Raw genomic sequence first — 19,903 nt, 5'->3', positions numbered from 1 at the left:
CCGCATTGCGGCCCTTCTTCGTTACGGTGCCAGGCGCTCGCGCTGCCACTGGCCGTCGACCAACCGATAATTCAGGCGATCATGCAGACGGCTGGCCCGTCCCTGCCAGAACTCGATTCGCTCGGGCAGCAAACGATAGCCGCCCCAGTGCTCGGGGCAATGGGGTTGGCTATCGGAGAAACGCGCCTCGGTGGCCTTGACCAGCCCCTCCAGCTCTTCGCGTCCAGCAATCACTCGGCTCTGCGGCGATGCCCAGGCCCCCAGTCGGCTACCCAGCGGGCGCACCTGGAAGTAATCGTCCGACTCCTTGGCCGTGACCTTCTCCACCCGCCCTTCGATCCGTACCTGGCGCTCCAGCGCCGGCCAGAAGAAGGTCATGGCGCCGAACGGGTTTGCCGCGATGTGCTGGCCCTTGGCGCTGTCGTAGTTGGTAAAGAAGGTGAAGCCACGCGCATCGAGGGCCTTGAGCAACAGCACCCGGCAATGCGGGCGACCGTCGGCGTCGACCGTCGCCAGGGTCATGGCGTTGGCTTCCACCGGCAACTGCTCGGTCTTCACCGCGTCGGCGAACCATTGGTGGAACAGCGCGAACGGCTCACCCGGGGCCTGGGCTTCGGCCAGGCCATCACGGGTGTAGTCGCGGCGCATATCGGCCAGGGATTGGGTCATGGCTGCGTTTCCTTGACGATCAGTTGGTCTTCGCAGGGCTGTTGGCGGCGACTTTCTTGTCGGTGGCCGGCTTTTTCGCGGCCGGTTTGGCCGGCGCGGTCTTTTTCTTGGCGGCGGTGGTCTTGGCCGGTGCCTTGGCTTTCGCCGCGGGCTTCTTCGCGGCTGGCTTGGCAGTAGCCTTGGCAGCCGGCTTGGCTTCTACAGGCTTGGCGTCCTGGGTAGCGACCATGGCTGCCGGAGCGGGTGCCGGAGCTGCCTGCTGGTACTTGGCCAGCAGCGCGACCATGGTGTTCTGTGGCGTCAGCAGCAGTTCGACACGGCGGTTCAGCGCACGGCCTGGAGCACTGTCGTTGGCGGCGCGTGGCATCAACGAGCCCATGCCCTTGAGCATCAGGCGGTCACGCTGCAGGCCACTGAGGCGGAAGATCGCCGACACCGAGGCGGCACGCTCGAGGCTGAGCTTCTGGGTGGCGGCGGTCGCACCGCTGCTGTCGCCATGGCCGAGGATCAGGATGGCAGTCTTGCTGTCGGCTTCGATGGCCTTGGCGACCTGGGTGATCGGGCTCAGGGTGACCGGCAACAGCATGTTGGGACGGTCCGGGTTGTAGGAGCCGTCGACCGGGATGGTCACCGCCAGCACGTCTTCACGGCGCTCCAGCTCGAACTTGCTGCCCTTGATGGCTTCACGCACCTTCGGCTCGTACTGGTCGAGCCAGGCCTGGGTGGCCTTCTGGTCGATCTTCGGTACCGCTGCGGCCTGGGCTTTCTTGTCGTCGCTACCGAACGGCCACCACCAGCGGCTGTCGCTCTCGGACTTGGCGTCGGCCTTGGCGACGTTCTCGGTGACGGCCGCTTTCACTTCCTTGTCGGCGACTTTATCCGAACCGAACGGCCACCAGTTCAGGCCACCCTCTTTGGCACTGTCCTGGGAGTGGCTGGCGCAGCCAGTCATGGTCAGGCACAGGGCAAGTGCTAAGGTTTTATGTGAAGACATCAGCGATACACCATGAAATTGAAAGAAATTCTACCCACACCTTTCAGCGTTAGGCACTGAGAATAGTCAAAGGCTTCGGGCAATACCCGCGCCAGCCGATCAAAGGCAGCTGGCAAGTACTCGCACCAGGTGCTGCGCGCGCGGATCCATCAGCACGTAGGGGCCAAGGGTGTTGGTGACGAAGCCGAAGGCGACGTCATGTTCGGGGTCGGCGAAACCGACCGATCCGCCGGCGCCCGGGTGACCAAAGGCGTGTTTGCCGAGGCCGAAGGTGGCATTGGCCACATCGGGTTGGTCTAGCATGCAGCCTAGCCCAAAGCGGGTTTGGGTCAGCAAGGTGCGGTCCTGGCCGATACTGTGTTCGCGGGTCAGCTCATCGAGCAGCTCGGATTCGAGCAGGCTGCCGTCGAGCAGGCCAGCATAGAAGCCCGCCAGGCTGCGCGCATTGCCATGGCCATTGGCTGCCGGCTGCTGCATACGCCGCCACTCGGGCTTGTTGGTGCTGGTCAGTATGGCCGGCGGGTTGGTGAAGGCACGGGTCGACAGCGCCTCGGGCTCGCGCATGGTCACCTGCAGCAGGCGCTGGGCCGCGGCATCGCCGGGGTTGCCCTTGCCACGAGCGATGTGCGCCACGCGGTGGAATTCTTCGTCGGCCAGGCCGACATGGAAGTCCAGGCCCAACGGCCTTGCGGTACGCGCGACGATCGAATCACCCGGGCCGCGCCCATCGACGCGGCGGATCAGCTCACCAATCAACCAGCCATAGGTGATGGCGGCATAACCGTGTTCGCTACCGGGCGTCCACCAGGGCGCCTCGGCAGCCAGCGCGTCAACCATCGCCTGCCAGTCGTACAGCGCCTCGGCCGGCAGCAGCTCGCGGATGGCCGGCAAGCCGGCGCGGTGGCTGAGCAACTGGCGCAGGGTGACCTGCTCCTTGCCGGCCTGGGCGAACTCAGGCCAGTAGCGCGCAACCGGTGCATCGAGGTCGAGCTTGCCCTCGCCCACCAGTTGCAGGGCGGTGACGGCAGTGAAGGTCTTGGTGCAGGAGAACAGGTTGGCGATGGTGTCGCTGTGCCAGGCCTCGCGGCCGTCTTTGTCGGCGCTGCCGGCCCACAGGTCGACCACGGTGTCGCCGCCGACCTGGATGCACAGCGCCGCGCCACGCTCCTGGGGATCTTCGAACAACGCGGCGAATGCCTCGCGCACCGCCTCGAACTTCAGCTCATAGTGACCCTGGATCTGCACCCGCCTGCTCTCCGTACGACCTTGCTGGAAAAGGCGTGCATTGTTTCAGTAGTTGGCGCGTTTGCCTACTGAATGTGGCTCGGTGGTCGCTACCAAATATCTCTGTCCCGAGCCAGCAGCCCAGTCATGGCGCAGGTTTGTCCAGCGCCTTGCGCAACTGACCAACGGCTTGCAGGTTGCTGCGCCGCACCGCTTCGACAAAGCCCTGATAGGCGACGTCCGTGATGGCCACCAGCCCGAGGTGGCCGTTCTCGCCATCGAGCAGGCGCCCGCTGGCCGGTTGATCGAGGTACTGGAACCAGTGCGCGCCAACGATCATCGACTGGGCCAGGGCCGCCTTGAGGAAGTTGCCATAGGCCGGCCCGCGGTCTTCTTCGCGCGCCACTTCCAGTGGGCCAGGCCAGAACGGGCCGCGATCGCGGGAACCGAACTGGAATTCGGAGACCAGCACCGGCTTGTCCAGCTCGGCCAGGCGGGCGAAGTCGTAGCCATCCTCGGGCTTGAGGGTATAGAAGTTGAAGCTCAGCACGTCGCAGAACTCGGCGCAGGCTTTCACCGCCTCCGGCGTACTTACGGCATAGCGGCCACCCAGCAGCAGATGGTTGGGCGCATGCCACTTCAGCGCATCGGCGATGGTCTTGAAATAGGTTTCGGCGAACACCTGCTGGAAGTACTGGTAGTCACGCTCGATCTCCGGGTGCTCGGGGTCGGGTAGCGGGGCCTCGAAGCCCGGGTCTTCCATCAGCTCCCAGGCGCTCAGCTCGATGCCCCAGGCCTTCGACAGGCCGTCCTGGTTGCGGTACTTGTCGCGCAGCTGCTTGAGAAACGCGCGCTTGGCCGGCACGTCGGTGGTCAGGCGCAAGGTGCCGTAGGCCAGGCCGTAGCGGGCCTTGGGGTCATCGCCCGGCGCCGCCCAGGCCAGCTCATTGTCGGCGAAATAACCGATCAGCCAAGGGTCGTCGCGGTGATCGCGAGCGGCAATGGCCACGGCGCGCTCGGTGGCCATGGCGAAGCGTGGGTCGAACGGGTCGGGCATGCGCCCCCACCAGTCCATGCCGGTGCTGATGCTGGCATAGTCGCCGACAATCGACAGCGGCAGGGTGTACGGCATGCGTTTGGCCTGGCCGAGTGCGGGCTCGCTCCAGTTACCCAGGGTATTGAAGCCCCAGGCTTGCAGGCGATCGAGAGTGTGGGCTTGCCAGCGCTGGGTATCCAAGGCCGGTGGCGGGCATTCAGCCGCCTCCTGTGCACACGGCTTGCCATAGGTGCGCTGGAGGTTGGCGGCATAAAAGTCGAACCAACGCCCCTGCTTGAAGTTGCGCCCTTGGGACGAGGCATTGCCATCGTCGTTGTTGCCTTCGCCATAGAACGCGGCCAGTGCCTCGCTGCTCGCCGGCAGGCCAGTGAACATGTCCTCGCGGCCTGCGACGTAGGTGCGCCCACCATCGGGCGCTACGGCGTTGACCCCCAGCGAGTAGAACGGATGGCCGTCCGGCGTCACCAGGTACCAGCGCCCATCGCGCTTTTCGGTGCGGAAAAAACCCTTGGCCTCGAAGGCCGGCCCGGCCAGCAGGCCGCCATAGGCATCCAGGCCGAGCTTGTCGCGCTCGGCCAGCCAGGCCTTGAGTTGCCCCTGTTCGCGGCTGTCGCCGGCCTTGAGCTGGTCGTCACTGGCGATCTTTTCCGGCCAGCGTCCACGGGTGGATTGTCCATAGGTATCGATCAAGCCGCTGTAGGCGGCCTTGAACGCCAGGTCGTCATCCTGCAGGCCAACCCTTTCGATCAACAGGCTCTGGGCCACCTTGGGGCTGGGGATGCTCAAGCTGATCGAGGTGACCTGGTCGAGGCCAACCGCCCCAGCGCTACTGGTCAGCAACAGCCGTTGCCCTTCGTGAACCCAGGGCATGGGCGGCCCGGCGCGCATGCCCTGGCTCAGCGGCGAGCTGGCCTTGAGTGGGATCATCACCGTCTGCGCCGGCCCCGCCGGCAAGTCGATGCGACTGGTCAGGGTGCGCCCGTCGCTGCTCTGTATCGTCACGTCGACGGTCAGTGCCCAGTCCATGCCACTCTGCAGGCGTAACGCCAGCGCCTGGCCGGCGGACCAGTCCCAGGCACCGCTTTGCGGGGCAAGGCGCAACGTCGGCTGCGCCACCGGGTTGAACACCACCCGCCGCAATACCTCGCCCTCGGCTGTCTGTTCCGCGTTGTACTGCGGCAACGTGGCGTCCTGGGTGGTCACGTTCACCACCGAGGCTGGGCGCACGAAACTGAACAGCGTCTGTTGCCCGGCCAGCAATGGCGCGCTGAACAACAGGGAGAACATCACAGGCAGGGTACGGCGGATCATAGGGCGGTGGCTCTCCTTCAGAGCCCGTCATGGGCTCACGATCGAGTATGGACAACGGGGAAGGCGTCTTGCTCCGGCGCTCAGCCGATTTCCCGGCGGAATGGCGGCAGCGCATTGAGGATAGCCTTGCCATAGCGCTGGGTGACCAGGCGCCGGTCGAGCAAGGTGATGACGCCACGGTCCTGCTCGGTGCGCAGCAAGCGGCCGCAGGCCTGGATCAGGCGCAACGAAGCGTCGGGGACGGCGATTTCCATGAACGGGTTGCCGCCGCGGGCCTCGATCCATTCGGCCAGCGCGGCCTCGACCGGGTCATCGGGTACGGCGAAGGGGATCTTGGCGATCACCACGTGCTCGCAGTAGGCACCCGGCAGGTCGACACCCTCGGCGAAGCTGGCCAGGCCGAACAGCACGCTGTGCTGGCCGTCGTCGACCCGCGCCTTGTGCTTGTTGAGCGTCTCCTGCTTGGACAGGTTGCCCTGGATCAGCACCAGCTTGCGCCAGTCGCGGTCCAGGCCGTCGAACACGTCCTGCATCTGCTTGCGCGAGGAGAACAACACCAGCGCGCCGCGCGCACCTTCGACGATGTTCGGCAGCTCACGGATGATGGATGCGGTGTGCGCCGTGGCATCCCGCGGGTCTGCCCCCAGGTCGGGTACCCGCAGCAGGCCGGCATCGCCGTGCACGAACGGGCTGGGCACCACGCACTGCACCGCATCGCGCGGCAGCCCCGAGCGCATGCGGAAGCGGTCGAACTTGCCCAGCGCGGTAAGGGTCGCCGAGGTCACCAGGGCGCCGTAGGCGACGTTCCACAGGCTCTTGCGCAGCATCTCCGCGGCGAGGATGGGGCTGGCGTTGACTTCGATATCGAACAACGCGCCGGTCTCGGCCAGGGTCAGCCAGCGAGCCATGGGCGGGTTGTCTTCGGGGTCTTCGGCGGTGAACGCGGTCCACAGCTCCCAGTTGCCCTGGGCACGGGTGACCAGGCTGCCGAACAGCGGGTACCACTCCTCGGCCTGGTGGCTGGCGATACCGATGTTGTTCTCGCCGTCCATGCCTTCCTTGAGCAGGTCGGCCAGGCGGGTGAACAGGTCATTGAGGCGGGCGAAGCCCTTCTTCAGTTCGATGCCGACTTCGCGGATCTGCTCGGGCACCACGCCACCTTCGAAGCGGTAGCGTGGGCGGTCGCGGCCCTCCATGTCTTCACCGGCACGGAAGTCGGCGACCTGCTCACAGAGGGTGAACATGAACTGCTGTTGGGTGCGTACCTCGCGGGCCAGCTCCGGTACCTGCTCGATGTAGCGCCCCAAGTCGCCTGGCAGCGGGTGCTGGGCCAGCAGCTTGGTGAGGTTCTTGGCGGTCTGCTCCAGCCAGTCGGCGGTGGAGCGCAAGCGCGAATAGTGGGCGAAGTGGCCGATGGCCTTGTCCGGCAAGTGGTGGCCTTCGTCGAACACGTACATGGTGTCGCGCGGGTCGGGCAGCACGGCGCCGCCGCCCAGCGCCAGGTCGGCCAGGACCATGTCGTGGTTGGTGACGATCACATCGACCTTGCCCATGCCTTCGCGGGCTTTGTAGAACACGCACTGCTGGAAGTTCGGGCAGTGACGGCCGGTGCACTGGCTGTGGTCGGTGGTCAGGCGCGCCCAGTCCTGGTCTTCGACGGCTTCGGACCAGCTGTCGCGATCGCCGTCCCAGCGGTTGCCGGCAAGCTTCTCGATCATGCTGTTGAACAGCTTCTGGCTGCGCTCATCGACTTCGATATGGAAGCCTTCTTCCTCGAACAACTGGGCGGTGGCCGACTGGGCGTGGCCTTCCTGCAGCAGGATGTCGAGCTTGGACAGGCACAGGTAGCGGCCACGGCCCTTGGCCAGGGCGAAGCTGAAGTTCAGCCCGCTGTTGCGCATCAGGTCGGGCAAGTCCTTGAGCACAATCTGTTCCTGCAGCGCCACGGTAGCGGTGGCGATCACCAGACGCTTGCCGGCGGCCTTGGCGGCCGGAATAGCGGCGAGGGCGTAGGCGACGGTCTTGCCGGTACCGGTACCGGCCTCCACCGCCACCACGGCGGGTTCGCCGCTGCGTCGGCCTTCATCGTCGCAGGCGATGTCACCGAGCACCTTGGCCACTTCGGCAATCATCAGGCGCTGGCCATAGCGTGGCTTGAGGCTTTTGGCTTCGAGGAAACGCGAGTAGGCGCCCTGGATGGTGGCTTTGAGTTCGTTGCTGATCATGGTCTGCGGGCGCCCGGAAGGCTGGATATATTTTCAGTGTTTCGCATGGGCCGGCTATCATACCCCGCTATTGCCCTTTGTGCCGCATGGAGATCCGGATGCTCGCCTTTGCCCTGCCCTACACCCTGCATGTACTTGCCGCCCTGGTCTGGGTAGGCGGCATGTTCTTCGCCTGGCTGGTACTGCGCCCGGCCACGGTTGCCGCCCTCGAAGGGCCGGCGCGGCTGCGGCTGTGGGTGGAGGTTTTCCAGCGGTTCTTCAGATGGGTCTGGCTGGCGGTGGCGGTGTTGGCTGTCAGCGGGATGGGGATGATCCACCTGCGCTTTGCCGGGTTCGAGACGGCGCCTCGCTATGTGCAGGTGATGATCGGCGGCGGGATCGTGATGTTCGCGTTGTTCATGCGGATCCAGGCGTTGCTGCTGCCTGAGTTGCGTGCGGCGGTGCAGGCTGAGGATTGGGCGGCGGGGGCTGGGGTGCTCGGGCGCATTCGGCGGATGGTGGGGGTCAATCTGGCGATTGGGCTGGCGGTGGTGGCGGTGGCGAGCTCGCGGATTTTGATCTGATTTCGGCTTCGGCTTCGGCTGCGGCTGCGGCTGCGGCTGCGGCTGCGGCTGCGGCTGCGGCTGCGGCTGCGGCTGCGGCTGCGGCTGCGGCTGCGGCTTTCATAGTGTTGGTTTTGATAGATATATGCGTATTCGGCGGCGATGGCGACATTTAGTCACCTTTCCGCCCTTACGGCGGGTTACTTTGGTCTTGGCCAAAGTAACCAAAGCCGCCCGCTCCCATCATACGGCCCCTGCGCTGCGCTCCGGGGTCCCCTCGCTCCGGCGCCTTCCGGGCCCGCGCGGCCTCCGACTTGCTGCGCAAGTCTACATCTCGCGCCTTCGGCTAACGCCGAAGGGTGCTGCGCACCAGGGCCCTCCAGTCACCTCCACTCGGCCTCCTGAAGTCGCAATTTGTGTTGCCTGGACTATTGCGCGCTTAGAAGCAAGAGCAAGAGCAAGAGCAAGAGCAAGAGCAAGAGCAAGAGCAAGAGCAGTAATACGGACATCTAAGTTTGGCTGTAACTTGTTTAATGTTTGTTCGGGCCCTATCGCCGGCAAGCCGGCTCCCACAGGTACAGCGCAAGTTTGAAAGCGCGTTAATTACCTGTGGGAGCTGGCTTGCCAGCGATTTCAATCCAGAGTTCCCAACTAATCCAACTAGCGACAGCTTACGCCAGCACAGGCGCCACCCCTAACTTCGCGACTTCAGGAGGCTGAGCGCAGGCGTCTGGAGGGCCCTGGTGCGCAGCACCCTTCGGCATTAGCCGAAGGCGCGAGATGTAGACTTGCGCAGCAAGTCGGAGGCCGCGCGGGCCCGGAGGACGCCGGAGCGAAGGGACCCCGGAGCGCAGCGCAGGGGCCGTATGATGGGAGCGAGCGGCTTTGCTTACTTTGGCCAAGACCAAAGTAAGCCGCCGTAAGGGCGGAAAGGTGAATAAGCGTCACCCAAGAAAATGGATATACCTACATCTTCCAAAGCCAACATCCACAATATCAACAAATCAACAAATCAACAAATCAACAAATCAACAAATCAACAAATCAACAAATCAACAAATCAACACAACATCACAACATCCGGCACAACACCCAATCACCCCTTCAACGCCTTCTTGGGATAAATATCGTACCGACTCGATTTCCCCTCAAGGCTATGACTCGGCTTCGGCCCATCGATAATGGGCGCCTTGCGCGGCCGCTTGACCACCACCCGGTGCGAAGCCAGCGCCAACGCCGCCTCGAGCAACGCCGGCGCATCCAGGTCATCCCCCACCAACGGCCTGAACACCCGCATCTCCTTCTTCACCAGCGCACTCTTGTCCCGATGCGGGAACATCGGGTCAAGGTAGATGACCTGCGGCGCCTCCCCCTCCCAACCCCGCATCCGGTCGATAGCGTTGCCCGTCAGCAGGCGCATGCGCTCGACAATGGCCCCCACCTCAAGGTCCCCGCGCGCCCGCGCCAACCCATCCTCGAGCAGCGCCGCGATCAACGGCTGGCGCTCGATCAAGGTCATCTGGCACCCCAGGCTGGCCAGCACGAACGCATCCTTGCCCAGCCCCGCCGTGGCATCGAGCACCTGCGGTCGCACGCCCTGGGCGATGCCCACGGCCTTGGCGATCATCTGCCCGTTGCCACCACCGAACAACCGCCGATGCGCTGCCTGCCCCTCGACGAAATCCACCCGCACGGGGCCCGGTGCCTGTGGGCCCAGCTGCTGGATCTGCAGGCCATCGCCCCCCACCTGCACGGCAAATCCGGCCGCCTCGTCCAGCAACGGCAACCCAAGTCGCTCAGCCCAGGCCACCGCCTGTGCCTGGAATTCTGGGGCCAGCGCCTCGACCCTGATACCTGTGCCCAGCTCTTGCTCTACCATCGGTCCCGCACTCGAAATAAATTAATGAAACCCCGGCCACGGCCGATACACGCAGTATTCGCTATTCTGCCAGAGCACAACGCGCGCGACTGCCATGTCAGATACTCTTCCCATCGGCTTGACCTACCTGTCGCCCGTCGGCAACTACGGTCGGCAGAATACCCAGGCACTGGGTGGCGTCAGCCACCTGTGGCAGGATTTCTTCGCCCGCGCCATGGCCGAGCAGCAGGAAGGGGAAACCGACAGCGTCAGCCAGGCCTTGGCGCAGTACGACAAGGACAGCGGCGAACCCATCGGCGGCGCCAGGGCGCTGGCCCTGATCGATGCGCAACGCGCCCTGCCGGTCCAGGATACCGAGGTCGCTCCACCCGAGCCGCTGTTCCTGCCCAAGGCGGAGCTTGAGGCCAACCTGCTGGAGCCCGCGCCAGAACCTTTCAGCGCGGCTGAACTGATCGAGCAGCAGCGCCAGCTCGACCTCAACAGCAGCTGGCTGCGCCCGGTGGTCATGAGCCAGGGTCATCCGCTCGCCGAACCCGGCCCAGGCCCCTCCCCTCGCCCACTGTTCCTGCCCATTGCCGAACTCGAAAAGAACCTGCTCGACCCGGCACCCGAGCCTTTCGACGAGGCCACCCTGGCCAAGCAGCAGAACGACCTGGAGTTCGACACCCACTGGGCACGCCCGGTGGTGCTGAACAACGTGCGCGTGCACGCCTGATTTCAGCGACACACCTGCCACAGCCCTGTTTCCAGGTGAAAGTGATCACGGTGTGCGGTGTTGTAATCCGGCCCCAGTACCGTGCTGAAACTGTCGCAGGCCGCATCGCGTACCAGACGTAGAAACTCGGCCTTGCGCCCCGCCCCCTGCCAGTCCCGCGCCAGCGCGATGCGCTGCCCATCCTGCAGGCGAAAACCGCTGATATCCAAGGCATCCGCCGTGGCGTGCTGGCTGAGCCGTCCTTGCTGGCGGTTGTAGATATTGCGGCAGGCATAGCTGCCCAGGTGATCGACCTGCGCCACCGGCTGGCCGAACACCCGTTGCGCCGCAGGTTGCAGGCCGTGTCGTTCGAACAGTGCATAGGCCACCGCCAGCGGGCAACTGGCGAGGAAGCTGCTGCTCAGCCGCGCCTGGCCTCCTTCGATACGCCATACATTGCGCAGCGGGCAATCGGTGCCCGCTGCGCTGTCTGCCTGTGGCTTAAGCCGCAGGGCCGAGGTGCCCAGCACTTCGCGGCACAGTTCGGGATCGTCGCGCAAACGCGCCAGCTTGTAGGGGGTCAGCAGGTTCGGCGGCTGGCGCACATCCAGCGCCGCCCAGGGGTTCCAGGCTTGCGGCAGGCGCCAGCCCAGCTGCCAGGCCAGCCCCGCTACCAGCGACAGGCCGACTAGTAGCAATGCCAGGCGCATAGTGGCTCAGCGGCGGAACAGGTCGTTGAGTTCGGCGAATGGCAAGGCCTGCTCGCCGTAGCTGAAGGTGCCCTGCTCGCGAATTTCCAGGGCTGCGCGCTGGAAGGCTCCCAAGGCGGCGCGGGCCAGCGACGAGCCGACGCTGATCCGTCGTACACCAAGGTCCTGAAGCTGGTTCACGCTCAGCGGCACCCCCGGCATGCCCATCAACACGTTCACCGGCTTTGGCGCCACCGCCTGCACCACCGCGCGGATCTCGTCCACGCTGCGCAGCCCCGGCGCGTACAACACATCGGCGCCCGCCTCGGCGTAGGCTTGCAGGCGCTTGATGGTGTCGTCCAGGTCCATGCGCCCATGCAGCAGGTTTTCAGCGCGGGCGCAGAGCATGAAGGGAAAGGCCAGGCCCCGAGCAGCCTCCACAGCAGCGTGCACACGGGCCACCGACAGCTCGAAGTCGTAGATCGGCGCATCGCTGCGACCGCTGGCATCCTCGATCGAACCGCCCACCAGGCCAGCCTCGGCGGCCTGCAGGATCGTTCGCGCGCAGTCCTCCGGCAGATCGCCGAAGCCATTCTCCAGGTCTGCTGCCACCGGCAATGCCGTTGCATCGACGATCGACCTGGCGTTATCCAGGGTCTCGTCGAGCGTCAGCGCGCCTTCGGCGTCGGGCCGCCCCAGGCTGAATGCCAGCCCCGCACTGGTGGTCGCCAGTGCCTCGAAGCCCAGGCTGGCCAGCATCCTGGCGGAACCTGCATCCCAGGGGTTGGGAATGACGAAGGCCCCATCGCGCTCATGCAGCGCCTTGAAGGCTTCGGCTCGCAGGGTTTGCACATCCATGGTTCAACCTCCGGCAGGTGAAAGGTGTCGTCAGAGTAGCCCCAGTTGTTCGACCTCGGGGGCGCGCGGCAATTCCGGTAACGCGGGCAACCCAGGCAAGCGGGCCATCAGGCGCTGGTGGAAACGCTGGGCCAGCGCCGCCGCCAGGCGGTTGTCGGCGGTGTGCAGGAACACATAGGGGCTGCGCCCCTCCTCGATCCAGGCCGCCACCTTGTCGACCCAGGGGTCGAGAAAAGGTTCGTTGGCCGCAAGCTCGGGATGGCCGATGAAGCGCACCTGCGGGTGCTGGCTGAACGCGCAGGGACGAGGCGGCACCTTGGGCTTCTTGGACTGGGCGTGGAGCACGCCGGGATCGCGCGAGGTGCAACTGAACAACGCGCGCGGGTCGAGGCAGATGCGCTCGACTTCGCGCTCATGCAACAGACGGTTGAGCTGGCGTTCCTGCGCGCCACGGGCGAAGAACGCCTCGTTGCGCACCTCCACCGCCACCGGCACGCCAATCTCGTCGAGAAAGTGCGCCAATTCCCCCAGCCGCGCGGGGCCGAATTGCGCCGGCAGTTGCAGCCAGTAAGGCGCGACCCGCGCCCCCAGAGGCGCCATCAGGCGGGTGAAGTCGAGCGCCGAATCGAGCTGACCGCGCAGGTCCCCACCATGGCTGACATCGCCGGGGAACTTGGCGGTGAAGCGAAAGCCAGGCGGCATGACTTGCGCCCAGCGCTCCACGGTCGCAGGTGCGGGACGGGCATAGAAGGTGGTATTGCCTTCGACGGCGTTGAACACCTGGCTGTACAGGCCAAGCATTTCGGTGGGGCGTGCATCGGCGGGATAGAGGTACTCACGCCAGGCGTTTTCGCTCCAGGAGGGGCAGCCAAGAAAGTACGGGAGGGGGGACGGAATCATCCGTCAAATGTACAGGTCCAGCCCCAGCACTTCCATCTCCCAGTCACTGGTGAAGCCAGCAGTGGCGAGGTAGCTGGCCAGTGCCGTGGCGGTGCGCCGGTCGCGGGCGCGAGGGAAGATCAGGTCCTGCTGGCGGGCCGGCAGGTTGCCGCCACGGCGGCTGGTGCGGCTGGCCTGGACTTCCGGCTCTTCGATGATCTCGGCGTCGTCGATGCTCTCGTCACGCACCGGCGCTTTGCGCGGCGGGCGCTTGATGGGGTAGCTCTGTGAGGAGAAGCCGTCGATACGCATGGAGTGGGCACTCAGGATCAATGATGGCAATTTAGCAGCATCAGAGATCCATCGCTAATGCCCGAACTGATAACTGGACCACAGTTCGCGCAAAAGGTTTTATCTCGAACGGCGATAGCCGACGAAATGCCCCTCAGCGCGCCTTGGGCGTAGCAACATTATCGCGCAGATACACCGGTTGCGCCTGCTCGGCGGCCACCGCCTCGCCACGCGCCCAGGCGAAGGTCGCCAGGGTGAGGATATCCAGGGCGTTGGGCAGCGCGCTGGCATCGCTGGCCGTGGCCTGCACCGCCAGGCGCTCGGCCAGGCCCCAGCCAGTACCGGCACCGAACCAGTCGCTGCCCAGGCCTTCTGGCAGGCTCACGCGCTCTGGCGCAATCACGGCTTCCTGGCCGACCAGACGCATCTCGCCCTGCTCCGCCCGGTAGCAGCCCCAGTACACCTCGTCCATGCGCGCATCGATGGCCGCGGCCACCTGCTGCACACCGCGCTCACGCAGTGCGCCCTGGGCCAGGGCGGCAAGGTTCGAGACCGGCAGCACCGGGCGCTCGAGGGCGAACGCCAGGCCCTGGACCACACCGATGGCGATACGCACGCCGGTGAAAGCGCCCGGGCCACGACCGAAAGCGATGGCATCCACCGCACTCAGCGCCACGCCAGCATCCGCCAGCAACTGCTTGATCATCGGCAGCAGCTTTTGCGCATGCATGCGTGGGATCACCTCGTAGTGGCTGGTCACCTTGCCGTCATGCAGCAGGGCGACGGAACAGGCTTCGGTGGCGGTATCCAGGGCCAGCAAGGTGGTCATCGAACGCGGTATCCAGGCTTGAAGGGAAAAAGAGCGGCAGTATAAACGACAACGGCCCGCAAGCGGGCCGTCGTGACGCACGGTGGCGGATCAGCTCAGGGCTGCCAGCACCTTGGCGGTGATCGACTCGACCGAGCCGACGCCTTCGATGTGGCTGTACTTCGGCTTGCCGGCGTTGGCGGCCGACAGCTTCTGGTAGAAGTCCACCAGCGGCTTGGTCTGGCTGTGGTAGACCGACAGGCGATGACGCACGGTCTCTTCCTTGTCGTCGTCGCGCTGGATCAGCTCTTCACCAGTGACATCATCCTTGCCTTCCACTTTCGGTGGGTTGTACTGGATGTGGTAGGTGCGGCCCGAAGCCAGGTGCACGCGGCGGCCGGCCATGCGGCCAACGATCTCTTCGTCGTCCACGGCGATCTCGACCACGGCGTCGATATCGACACCAGCGGCGACCATGGCTTCAGCCTGCGGGATGGTGCGTGGGAAACCGTCGAACAGGCAGCCGTTGGCGCAGTCCGGCTGAGCGATGCGCTCCTTGACCAGGCTGATGATCAGCTCGTCGGAGACCAGCTGGCCGGCATCCATGACTTTCTTGAGTTCCAGGCCCAGCGGGGTGCCGGCCTTGACGGCGGCACGCAGCATGTCACCGGTGGAGATCTGTGGAATACCGAACTTCTCGGTGATGAACTTTGCCTGAGTACCTTTACCGGCCCCGGGAGCTCCCAGCAGAATTACGCGCATCTTGTGCTCCTCATATTTTTCTATGCAAATCAACGGATTCGGCGCACAAGGCCAACTCCGGAAAATCGGACGAGACCGCAAAATCGGTCAAAAGGCTGCTCAAGATACACAGCGCCCGCCCCCCCGACAAGCATCCCCAAGGGGCGGCAAAGCGTCCGGCGCAGCCTGCAAAGCCCTCGGTTGCGCCCGGCGCAACCAACCCTGGTGTTCCCGGTCGGCGATGGATGGCTCACCGGCCGGGAACGCAAGCCGACAACCTCAACCGGTATTGCGCAGGCCCGCCGCAATACCCGCCACCGTGACCAGCAGGGCCTGCTCCAACGGGCTGTCCAGAGCGGCTTCGCGGCTGCGCGAACGGGCCAGCAGCTCGGCCTGCAGGCGGTGCAACGGGTCCAGGTAGGTGTTGCGCAAGCGGATGAATTCCAGCGTTTCGGGGCTGTGCGCGAGTAGCACCGACTGCCCGGTCAGGCCCAGCACCACCTGGCACGACTGCGACAATAGGTCGCGCAGGTGCGCACCCAATGGCAGCAGCGGCGGTTGCACCAGACGTTGGTCGTAGGCCTCGGCGATTTGCGCGTCGGCCTTGGCCAGCACCATCTCCAGCATGTCGATGCGGGTACGGAAGAACGGCCACTGCGCGCGCATCTGCGCCAGCAACTCGCCCTGCCCTCGGGCCAGGGCGTTGTTCAGCGCTGTCTCCCAGCCCAGCCAGGCCGGAAGCATCAGGCGGGTCTGGGTCCAGCCGAAGATCCACGGGATCGCCCGCAGGCTCTCGATGCCGCCGGCTCGCCGCTTGGCCGGGCGGCTGCCCAGGGGCAGGCGGCCAAGCTCTTGCTCCGGGGTGGACTGGCGGAAGTACTCGACGAAATCGGCGTTATCCCGCACCACACCGCGGTAGGCCTTGACCCCATCGGCGGCCAGCTGGTCCATCACTGCGCGCCAGGCAGGCTCTGGCGGCGGTGGTGGCAACAGGGTCGCCTCGAGCACGGCGGCCAGGTACAGGTTGAGATTCTGCTCGGCAATCCCCGGCAAACCGAACTTGAAGCGGATCATCTCACCCTGCTCGGTAGTGCGGAATCGCCCGCCCACGGAGCCTGGCGGCTGCGACAGGATCGCCGCGTGGGCCGGGCCGCCACCGCGGCCGACCGTACCGCCACGGCCATGGAACAGCAGCAGTTCGACCTGATGCTCGCGGCAGATACGCACCAGGTTTTCCTGGGCCCGGTACTGCGCCCAGGCCGCCGCCGTGGTGCCGGCGTCCTTGGCCGAGTCGGAGTAACCGATCATCACTTCCTGCGGCCCATGCAACCCGGCGCGATAACCCGGCAAACCAAGCAGGCGCTCCATCACCGGCCCCGCGTTGTCCAGGTCGGCGAGGGTTTCGAACAGCGGCACCACGCGCATCGGCCGGGTCAGCCCAGCTTCTTTGAGCAGCAACTGCACCGCCAGCACGTCGGATGCGGCGCCCGCCATCGAGATCACATAAGAGCCCAGCGAAGCCGCCGGTGCGGCGGCGATTTCCCGGCAGGTGGCCAGCACTTCGGCGGTCTCGGCCTGAGGCTTGAAATGCCCAGGCAGCAACGGCCTGCGGTTCTTCAGTTCGGCCTGGAGGAAGTCGATGCGCCGCTCCTCATCCCAGTCGGCATAGCGCCCCAGACCCAGGTAATCGGTGATCTCGCTCAGTGCGTCGCGATGACGGGCAGCGTCCTGGCGCACATCCAGGCGCACCAGGAACAGGCCGAAGGTCACTGCCCGGCGCAGGCAGTCGAGCAGTGGGCCGTCGGCGATCACGCCCATGCCGCATTCATGCAGCGACTGGAAGCACAGCTCCAGCGGCGCGATCAGGTCGCTGTTGTCGAGCAATACTGCAGCGCTGACCGGCTGGGTGGTGGTCAAAGAAGCATGGGCCCAGGCGCGGGTGGCGCGCAGGCGGTCGCGCAGTTGCTTGAGCAAGGCGCGGTAGGGTTCGGCGCTGTCACCGACCTTGTCCCGCAGGGCGGCGCTGGCCTGCTGCATGGACAGCTCGGCGGCCAGGTAGTCGATATCGCGCAGGAACAGGTCGGCGGCCATCCAACGCGCCAGCAGCAGCACTTCGCGGGTCACGGTGGCGGTGACGTTGGGGTTGCCGTCGCGATCGCCGCCCATCCACGAGGCAAAGCGCACAGGGGCGGCCTCCAGCGGCAGGCGCAGGCCGGTGGCCGCATGCAGCGCCGCATCGACCTTGCGCAGGTGGCTGGGGATGGCCTGCCACAGTGAATGCTCGATCACCGCGAAGCCCCACTTGGCTTCATCCACCGGCGTTGGCCGGGTGCGCCGGATCTCCTCGGTGTGCCAGGCCTCGGCGATCAGCCGGCGCAGGCGTTCACGCACCTGCTGGCGCTCGCCTGGGGTCAGGTCACGGTGATCCTGCGCCGCCAGTTGCGCGGCGATGGCGTCATACTTCTGGATCAGGGTACGACGTGCCACTTCAGTGGGGTGGGCGGTGAGCACCAGCTGGATATCCAGCTTGGCCAACTGCCGGGCCAAGGCATCGTCGCTGTGCCCCGCCGCCTTGAGGCGGGTCAGCAGCTCGGGCAATACCTGCGCCTCGAAGGGCGGTGGCTGTTCAGCGTCGCGGCGGCGAATCAGCTGGTATTGCTCGGCGATGTTGGCCAGGTTGAGGAACTGGTTGAAGGCCCGCGCCACCGGCAGCAGGTCCTCCTCGGCCAGGTCGCCCAAGGTCGAGCTCAACTGCTCGCCCGCGCCACGCCGGTCGGCCTTGGCGCTGTGGCGGATGTCCTCGATCTTCTGCAGGAACGCCTCGCCATGCTGCTGGCGGATGGTCTCGCCAAGCAGTTCTCCCAAAAGGTGCACATCCTCGCGCAAACGCAGATCGATATCGCTCATCGGGCCTCTCCACTCCAGGAAACAGCATGGCCTCAAGAGTGCCCATTCCGGGCGGTGGCTGGCAAGCCGGGTGCGGGCAAAGCAACTAAAGTGAAGGAAGGTCATCCGACGCAATGCCACTTTCGAGGCTTTGACAGAGGTCATCATGAAAATCCGCGAACTCGCCCAGCACTGGGAACAGAATGCCACCGGACGCCTGAGCCCCACCGGGCATGTCCTGCACCTTGACCTTGAAGCCGAAGCGCGCCTGGCCGCGCTGATCGAGATGTACCCCAAGCGCAGCGCCGAGGCACTGCTGGGCGAACTGGTCGCCGCCGCCCTGGAAGAGCTGGAAGCCAGCTTCCCGTACATCAAAGGCCGGCAGGTGATCGCCACCGACGAAGAGGGTGATCCGCTCTACGAAGACATTGGCCCTACCCCGCGCTTCCTGGCCCTCTCCCGCCGTCATCTGGCAGCCCTCGGCAGCCCGTCCAAAGACGAACGTCACTAACCTTCGCTGCTTGCGGGCCTTGCCTCACAAGGCCCGCCATACCTCCCTCGTCGTGCAAAGTTCCGCACTTTTTGCACTGACCAATCAGTCATAAAAAAACTTCGTTAGCACACCAATTTTTCTGAACTATCCAAAAAACGCCTCGGTCACAGCCAGTAGCCATCACGGCAAAACCCTGCAAATACGGGCGTTGCAGCGCTCGCCTTGGCTAGGGAACAGCGACGGCCCCTTGCGGCCGTCGTCGTTAACAGGAGTGACCCAATGGAGTTGACCACCATGAAGACCCGCATCGCAAAACCCTCCACCACTCACCTTCGCGGGCTGAAGCTGGCCGCACTGGCCTTGGGCAGCAGCCTGGTGTTGGCCGGCTGCGCCGGCAAGCCGCCCACCGAGCAGTACGCCGTCAGCCAGTCGGCCGTCAACTCGGCGGTCAGTGCCGGCGGTACCGAGTTCGCCGCCGTGGAAATGAAGGCCGCCCAGGACAAGTTCAAGCAGGCCGAAATCGCCATGCACGACAAGCAGTACGACCAGGCCCGCATGCTCGCCGAGCAAGCCGAATGGGACGCCCGTGTCGCCGAGCGCAAGGCCCAGGCGGCCAAGGCCCAGAAGGCTGTGCAGGATGCCCGCCAGGGTGTCCAGGACGTACGTGAAGAAGGCTTGCGCAGCGCCGAATAAGGCCGCCATGCCACCTGAGCCTTCATTAACGATCAAAGGATGAACACCATGCGCAACTACATCATGATTCCCGCCCTGCTGGCCCTGAGCGTTGGCCTTGCCGCCTGCTCCCACGACCCGAACGCCAACCTGGAGTCGGCCCGCACCAACTTCTCCGCACTGCAAAGTGACCCGCAGGCGAGCAAGGTGGCCGCCCTCGAAACCAAGGATGCCCAGGACTGGCTGAACAAGGCCGATAGAGCGTACATGGAGCGTGAGGACAGCAAGAAGGTCGACCAGCTCGCCTACCTCACCAACCAGCGCGTCGAAGTGGCCAAGCAGACCATCGCCCTGCGCACCGCTGAGGGCGAGCTGAAGAACTCCGCCGCACAGCGCGCCCAGGCCAAGCTGGACGCTCGCGACGCGCAGATCAAGAAGCTGCAGGACAGCCTCAATGCCAAGCAGACCGACCGTGGCACCTTGGTGACCTTCGGCGACGTGCTGTTCGACTTCAACAAGGCCGAGCTCAAGAGCAGCGCCTATCCCAACGTCACCAAGCTGGCGCAATTCCTCCAGGAAAACCCGGAGCGCAAGGTGATCGTCGAGGGCTATACCGACAGCGTCGGTTCGGCCAACTACAACCAGAGCCTGTCCGAGCGCCGCGCCGGTGCCGTGCGCATGGCGCTGGTGCGTGCCGGGGTGGACCCAGCACGTATCGTTTCTCAAGGGTACGGCAAGGAGTACCCGGTGGCCGACAACGGCAGCAACTCCGGCCGCGCGCAGAACCGCCGGGTGGAGGTGACCATCTCCAACGACAACCAGCCGGTGATGCCGCGGGCGGTGAGCCAGGTGCAGTAAGGCCTGCCGTCTGTCATGAAAACCCCGCCTTGATGGCGGGGTTTTTCTTGCTTGCCAGTCGTCAAGAACACCTTTAAAAGCACCATTGGAAGCACTAGACTGGCGACATTGTCCTTCACCCCTTAATGGATTG

Annotated in this window: 17 protein-coding genes and 3 pseudogenes; 5 read left to right on the top strand and 15 right to left on the bottom strand. The window is 65.2% G+C overall.

The features are described 5' to 3' along the window. Positions 1 to 21: 21 nt before the first annotated feature. The 7 genes and pseudogenes from pdxH to dinG form a co-directional block, all read right to left on the bottom strand. On the bottom strand, positions 22 to 669 hold the full coding sequence (pdxH, locus tag IX761_RS09605) for a pyridoxamine 5'-phosphate oxidase (RefSeq protein WP_194789358.1): 648 nt from the start codon (positions 667 to 669) through the stop codon (positions 22 to 24). 19 nt (positions 670 to 688) lie between these two features. Beyond that, complete coding sequence (locus tag IX761_RS09600; protein ID WP_194789357.1) at positions 689 to 1,663, bottom strand: OmpA family protein; 975 nt, start codon at positions 1,661 to 1,663, stop codon at positions 689 to 691. Positions 1,664 to 1,762: 99 nt separating this feature from the next. Then, positions 1,763 to 2,908: a serine hydrolase domain-containing protein gene (locus IX761_RS09595; RefSeq protein ID WP_194789356.1), complete on the bottom strand. Its 1,146-nt coding sequence runs from the start codon at positions 2,906 to 2,908 to the stop codon at positions 1,763 to 1,765. 124 nt (positions 2,909 to 3,032) lie between these two features. After that, positions 3,033 to 3,686: pseudogene (locus tag IX761_RS27550) on the bottom strand (beta-agarase); the annotation flags it as partial. Continuing rightward, positions 3,667 to 3,774: pseudogene (locus IX761_RS27545) on the bottom strand (hypothetical protein); the annotation flags it as partial. The pseudogenes IX761_RS27550 and IX761_RS27545, both read right to left, overlap by 20 nt. Before the next feature lie 959 nt (positions 3,775 to 4,733). Next, positions 4,734 to 5,231: pseudogene (locus IX761_RS27540) on the bottom strand (beta-agarase); the annotation flags it as partial. A gap of 104 nt (positions 5,232 to 5,335) precedes the next feature. Continuing rightward, on the bottom strand, positions 5,336 to 7,480 hold the full coding sequence (dinG, locus tag IX761_RS09585; RefSeq protein WP_194789354.1) for an ATP-dependent DNA helicase DinG: 2,145 nt from the start codon (positions 7,478 to 7,480) through the stop codon (positions 5,336 to 5,338). Between the two features lie 98 nt (positions 7,481 to 7,578). On the opposite strand from dinG, the gene IX761_RS09580 reads away from it, so the two are divergent. Continuing rightward, positions 7,579 to 8,043, top strand: coding sequence for a CopD family protein (locus tag IX761_RS09580; RefSeq protein ID WP_194789353.1), 465 nt, complete (start codon positions 7,579 to 7,581; stop codon positions 8,041 to 8,043). 1,075 nt (positions 8,044 to 9,118) lie between these two features. Here IX761_RS09580 and IX761_RS09575 read toward each other — a convergent pair. After that, positions 9,119 to 9,901: a class I SAM-dependent methyltransferase gene (locus tag IX761_RS09575; RefSeq protein WP_194789352.1), complete on the bottom strand. Its 783-nt coding sequence runs from the start codon at positions 9,899 to 9,901 to the stop codon at positions 9,119 to 9,121. Between the two features lie 94 nt (positions 9,902 to 9,995). On the opposite strand from IX761_RS09575, the gene IX761_RS09570 reads away from it, so the two are divergent. Further along, positions 9,996 to 10,616, top strand: coding sequence for an energy transducer TonB (locus IX761_RS09570; RefSeq protein WP_194789351.1), 621 nt, complete (start codon positions 9,996 to 9,998; stop codon positions 10,614 to 10,616). A gap of 2 nt (positions 10,617 to 10,618) precedes the next feature. Here IX761_RS09570 and IX761_RS09565 read toward each other — a convergent pair whose 3' ends face one another. From IX761_RS09565 to ppc, 7 genes are all read right to left on the bottom strand, one after another. Next, positions 10,619 to 11,305 carry an extensin family protein gene (locus tag IX761_RS09565; protein ID WP_194789350.1) on the bottom strand — a complete coding sequence of 229 codons (687 nt, stop codon included), beginning with the start codon at positions 11,303 to 11,305 and terminating at the stop codon, positions 10,619 to 10,621. A gap of 6 nt (positions 11,306 to 11,311) precedes the next feature. Next, positions 11,312 to 12,142, bottom strand: a complete 831-nt coding sequence (locus IX761_RS09560; protein ID WP_194789349.1) for an isocitrate lyase/PEP mutase family protein — start codon at positions 12,140 to 12,142, stop codon at positions 11,312 to 11,314. A gap of 30 nt (positions 12,143 to 12,172) precedes the next feature. After that, positions 12,173 to 13,042, bottom strand: a complete 870-nt coding sequence (locus tag IX761_RS09555) for a DUF72 domain-containing protein (protein WP_194789348.1) — start codon at positions 13,040 to 13,042, stop codon at positions 12,173 to 12,175. A 3-nt stretch (positions 13,043 to 13,045) separates the two neighbouring features. Beyond that, entirely contained in the window at positions 13,046 to 13,333 is a 288-nt protein-coding gene (locus IX761_RS09550; RefSeq protein WP_194789347.1) for a hypothetical protein, read from the bottom strand. 133 nt (positions 13,334 to 13,466) lie between these two features. Further along, positions 13,467 to 14,141: a tRNA (adenosine(37)-N6)-threonylcarbamoyltransferase complex dimerization subunit type 1 TsaB gene (tsaB, locus tag IX761_RS09545; RefSeq protein ID WP_194789346.1), complete on the bottom strand. Its 675-nt coding sequence runs from the start codon at positions 14,139 to 14,141 to the stop codon at positions 13,467 to 13,469. A 90-nt stretch (positions 14,142 to 14,231) separates the two neighbouring features. Continuing rightward, entirely contained in the window at positions 14,232 to 14,882 is a 651-nt protein-coding gene (gene adk, locus IX761_RS09540) for an adenylate kinase (RefSeq protein ID WP_186659995.1), read from the bottom strand. Positions 14,883 to 15,140: 258 nt separating this feature from the next. Further along, entirely contained in the window at positions 15,141 to 17,768 is a 2,628-nt protein-coding gene (gene ppc / locus IX761_RS09535; protein ID WP_194789345.1) for a phosphoenolpyruvate carboxylase, read from the bottom strand. Between the two features lie 145 nt (positions 17,769 to 17,913). On the opposite strand from ppc, the gene IX761_RS09530 reads away from it, so the two are divergent. The 3 genes from IX761_RS09530 (at position 17,914) to IX761_RS09520 (ending at position 19,770) form a co-directional block, all read left to right on the top strand. Further along, positions 17,914 to 18,258 (top strand): pilin assembly protein, encoded by a 345-nt coding sequence (locus tag IX761_RS09530; RefSeq protein WP_194789344.1) that lies wholly within the window; start codon positions 17,914 to 17,916, stop codon positions 18,256 to 18,258. A gap of 261 nt (positions 18,259 to 18,519) precedes the next feature. Beyond that, complete coding sequence (locus IX761_RS09525; RefSeq protein WP_194789343.1) at positions 18,520 to 18,933, top strand: DUF4398 domain-containing protein; 414 nt, start codon at positions 18,520 to 18,522, stop codon at positions 18,931 to 18,933. A gap of 48 nt (positions 18,934 to 18,981) precedes the next feature. Beyond that, the gene (locus tag IX761_RS09520) at positions 18,982 to 19,770 is read left to right on the top strand and encodes an OmpA family protein (protein WP_194789342.1); all 789 of its coding nucleotides are present in this window, start codon (positions 18,982 to 18,984) and stop codon (positions 19,768 to 19,770) included. The last annotated feature ends 133 nt before the right edge of the window (positions 19,771 to 19,903 follow it).

The organism is Pseudomonas sp. UFMG81 (genome assembly GCF_015354575.1).
GTDB lineage: Bacteria > Pseudomonadota > Gammaproteobacteria > Pseudomonadales > Pseudomonadaceae > Aquipseudomonas.
Note: the sequence above shows the minus strand (reverse complement) of the source record. Positions and strands in the feature narration are given on the sequence as shown.

Coding starts and splice junctions, on each gene's coding strand:
- dinG (WP_194789354.1), bottom strand. CDS start 7,480: ATGATCAGCAACGAACTCAAAGCCACCATCCAGGGCGCCTACTCGCGT.
- IX761_RS09570 (WP_194789351.1), top strand. CDS start 9,996: ATGTCAGATACTCTTCCCATCGGCTTGACCTACCTGTCGCCCGTCGGC.
- adk (WP_186659995.1), bottom strand. CDS start 14,882: ATGCGCGTAATTCTGCTGGGAGCTCCCGGGGCCGGTAAAGGTACTCAG.
- ppc (WP_194789345.1), bottom strand. CDS start 17,768: ATGAGCGATATCGATCTGCGTTTGCGCGAGGATGTGCACCTTTTGGGA.
- IX761_RS09550 (WP_194789347.1), bottom strand. CDS start 13,333: ATGCGTATCGACGGCTTCTCCTCACAGAGCTACCCCATCAAGCGCCCG.
- IX761_RS09555 (WP_194789348.1), bottom strand. CDS start 13,042: ATGATTCCGTCCCCCCTCCCGTACTTTCTTGGCTGCCCCTCCTGGAGC.
- IX761_RS09575 (WP_194789352.1), bottom strand. CDS start 9,901: ATGGTAGAGCAAGAGCTGGGCACAGGTATCAGGGTCGAGGCGCTGGCC.
- IX761_RS09560 (WP_194789349.1), bottom strand. CDS start 12,142: ATGGATGTGCAAACCCTGCGAGCCGAAGCCTTCAAGGCGCTGCATGAG.
- IX761_RS09600 (WP_194789357.1), bottom strand. CDS start 1,663: ATGTCTTCACATAAAACCTTAGCACTTGCCCTGTGCCTGACCATGACT.
- tsaB (WP_194789346.1), bottom strand. CDS start 14,141: ATGACCACCTTGCTGGCCCTGGATACCGCCACCGAAGCCTGTTCCGTC.
- IX761_RS09580 (WP_194789353.1), top strand. CDS start 7,579: ATGCTCGCCTTTGCCCTGCCCTACACCCTGCATGTACTTGCCGCCCTG.
- IX761_RS09530 (WP_194789344.1), top strand. CDS start 17,914: ATGAAAATCCGCGAACTCGCCCAGCACTGGGAACAGAATGCCACCGGA.
- IX761_RS09565 (WP_194789350.1), bottom strand. CDS start 11,305: ATGCGCCTGGCATTGCTACTAGTCGGCCTGTCGCTGGTAGCGGGGCTG.
- IX761_RS09520 (WP_194789342.1), top strand. CDS start 18,982: ATGCGCAACTACATCATGATTCCCGCCCTGCTGGCCCTGAGCGTTGGC.
- IX761_RS09525 (WP_194789343.1), top strand. CDS start 18,520: ATGGAGTTGACCACCATGAAGACCCGCATCGCAAAACCCTCCACCACT.
- pdxH (WP_194789358.1), bottom strand. CDS start 669: ATGACCCAATCCCTGGCCGATATGCGCCGCGACTACACCCGTGATGGC.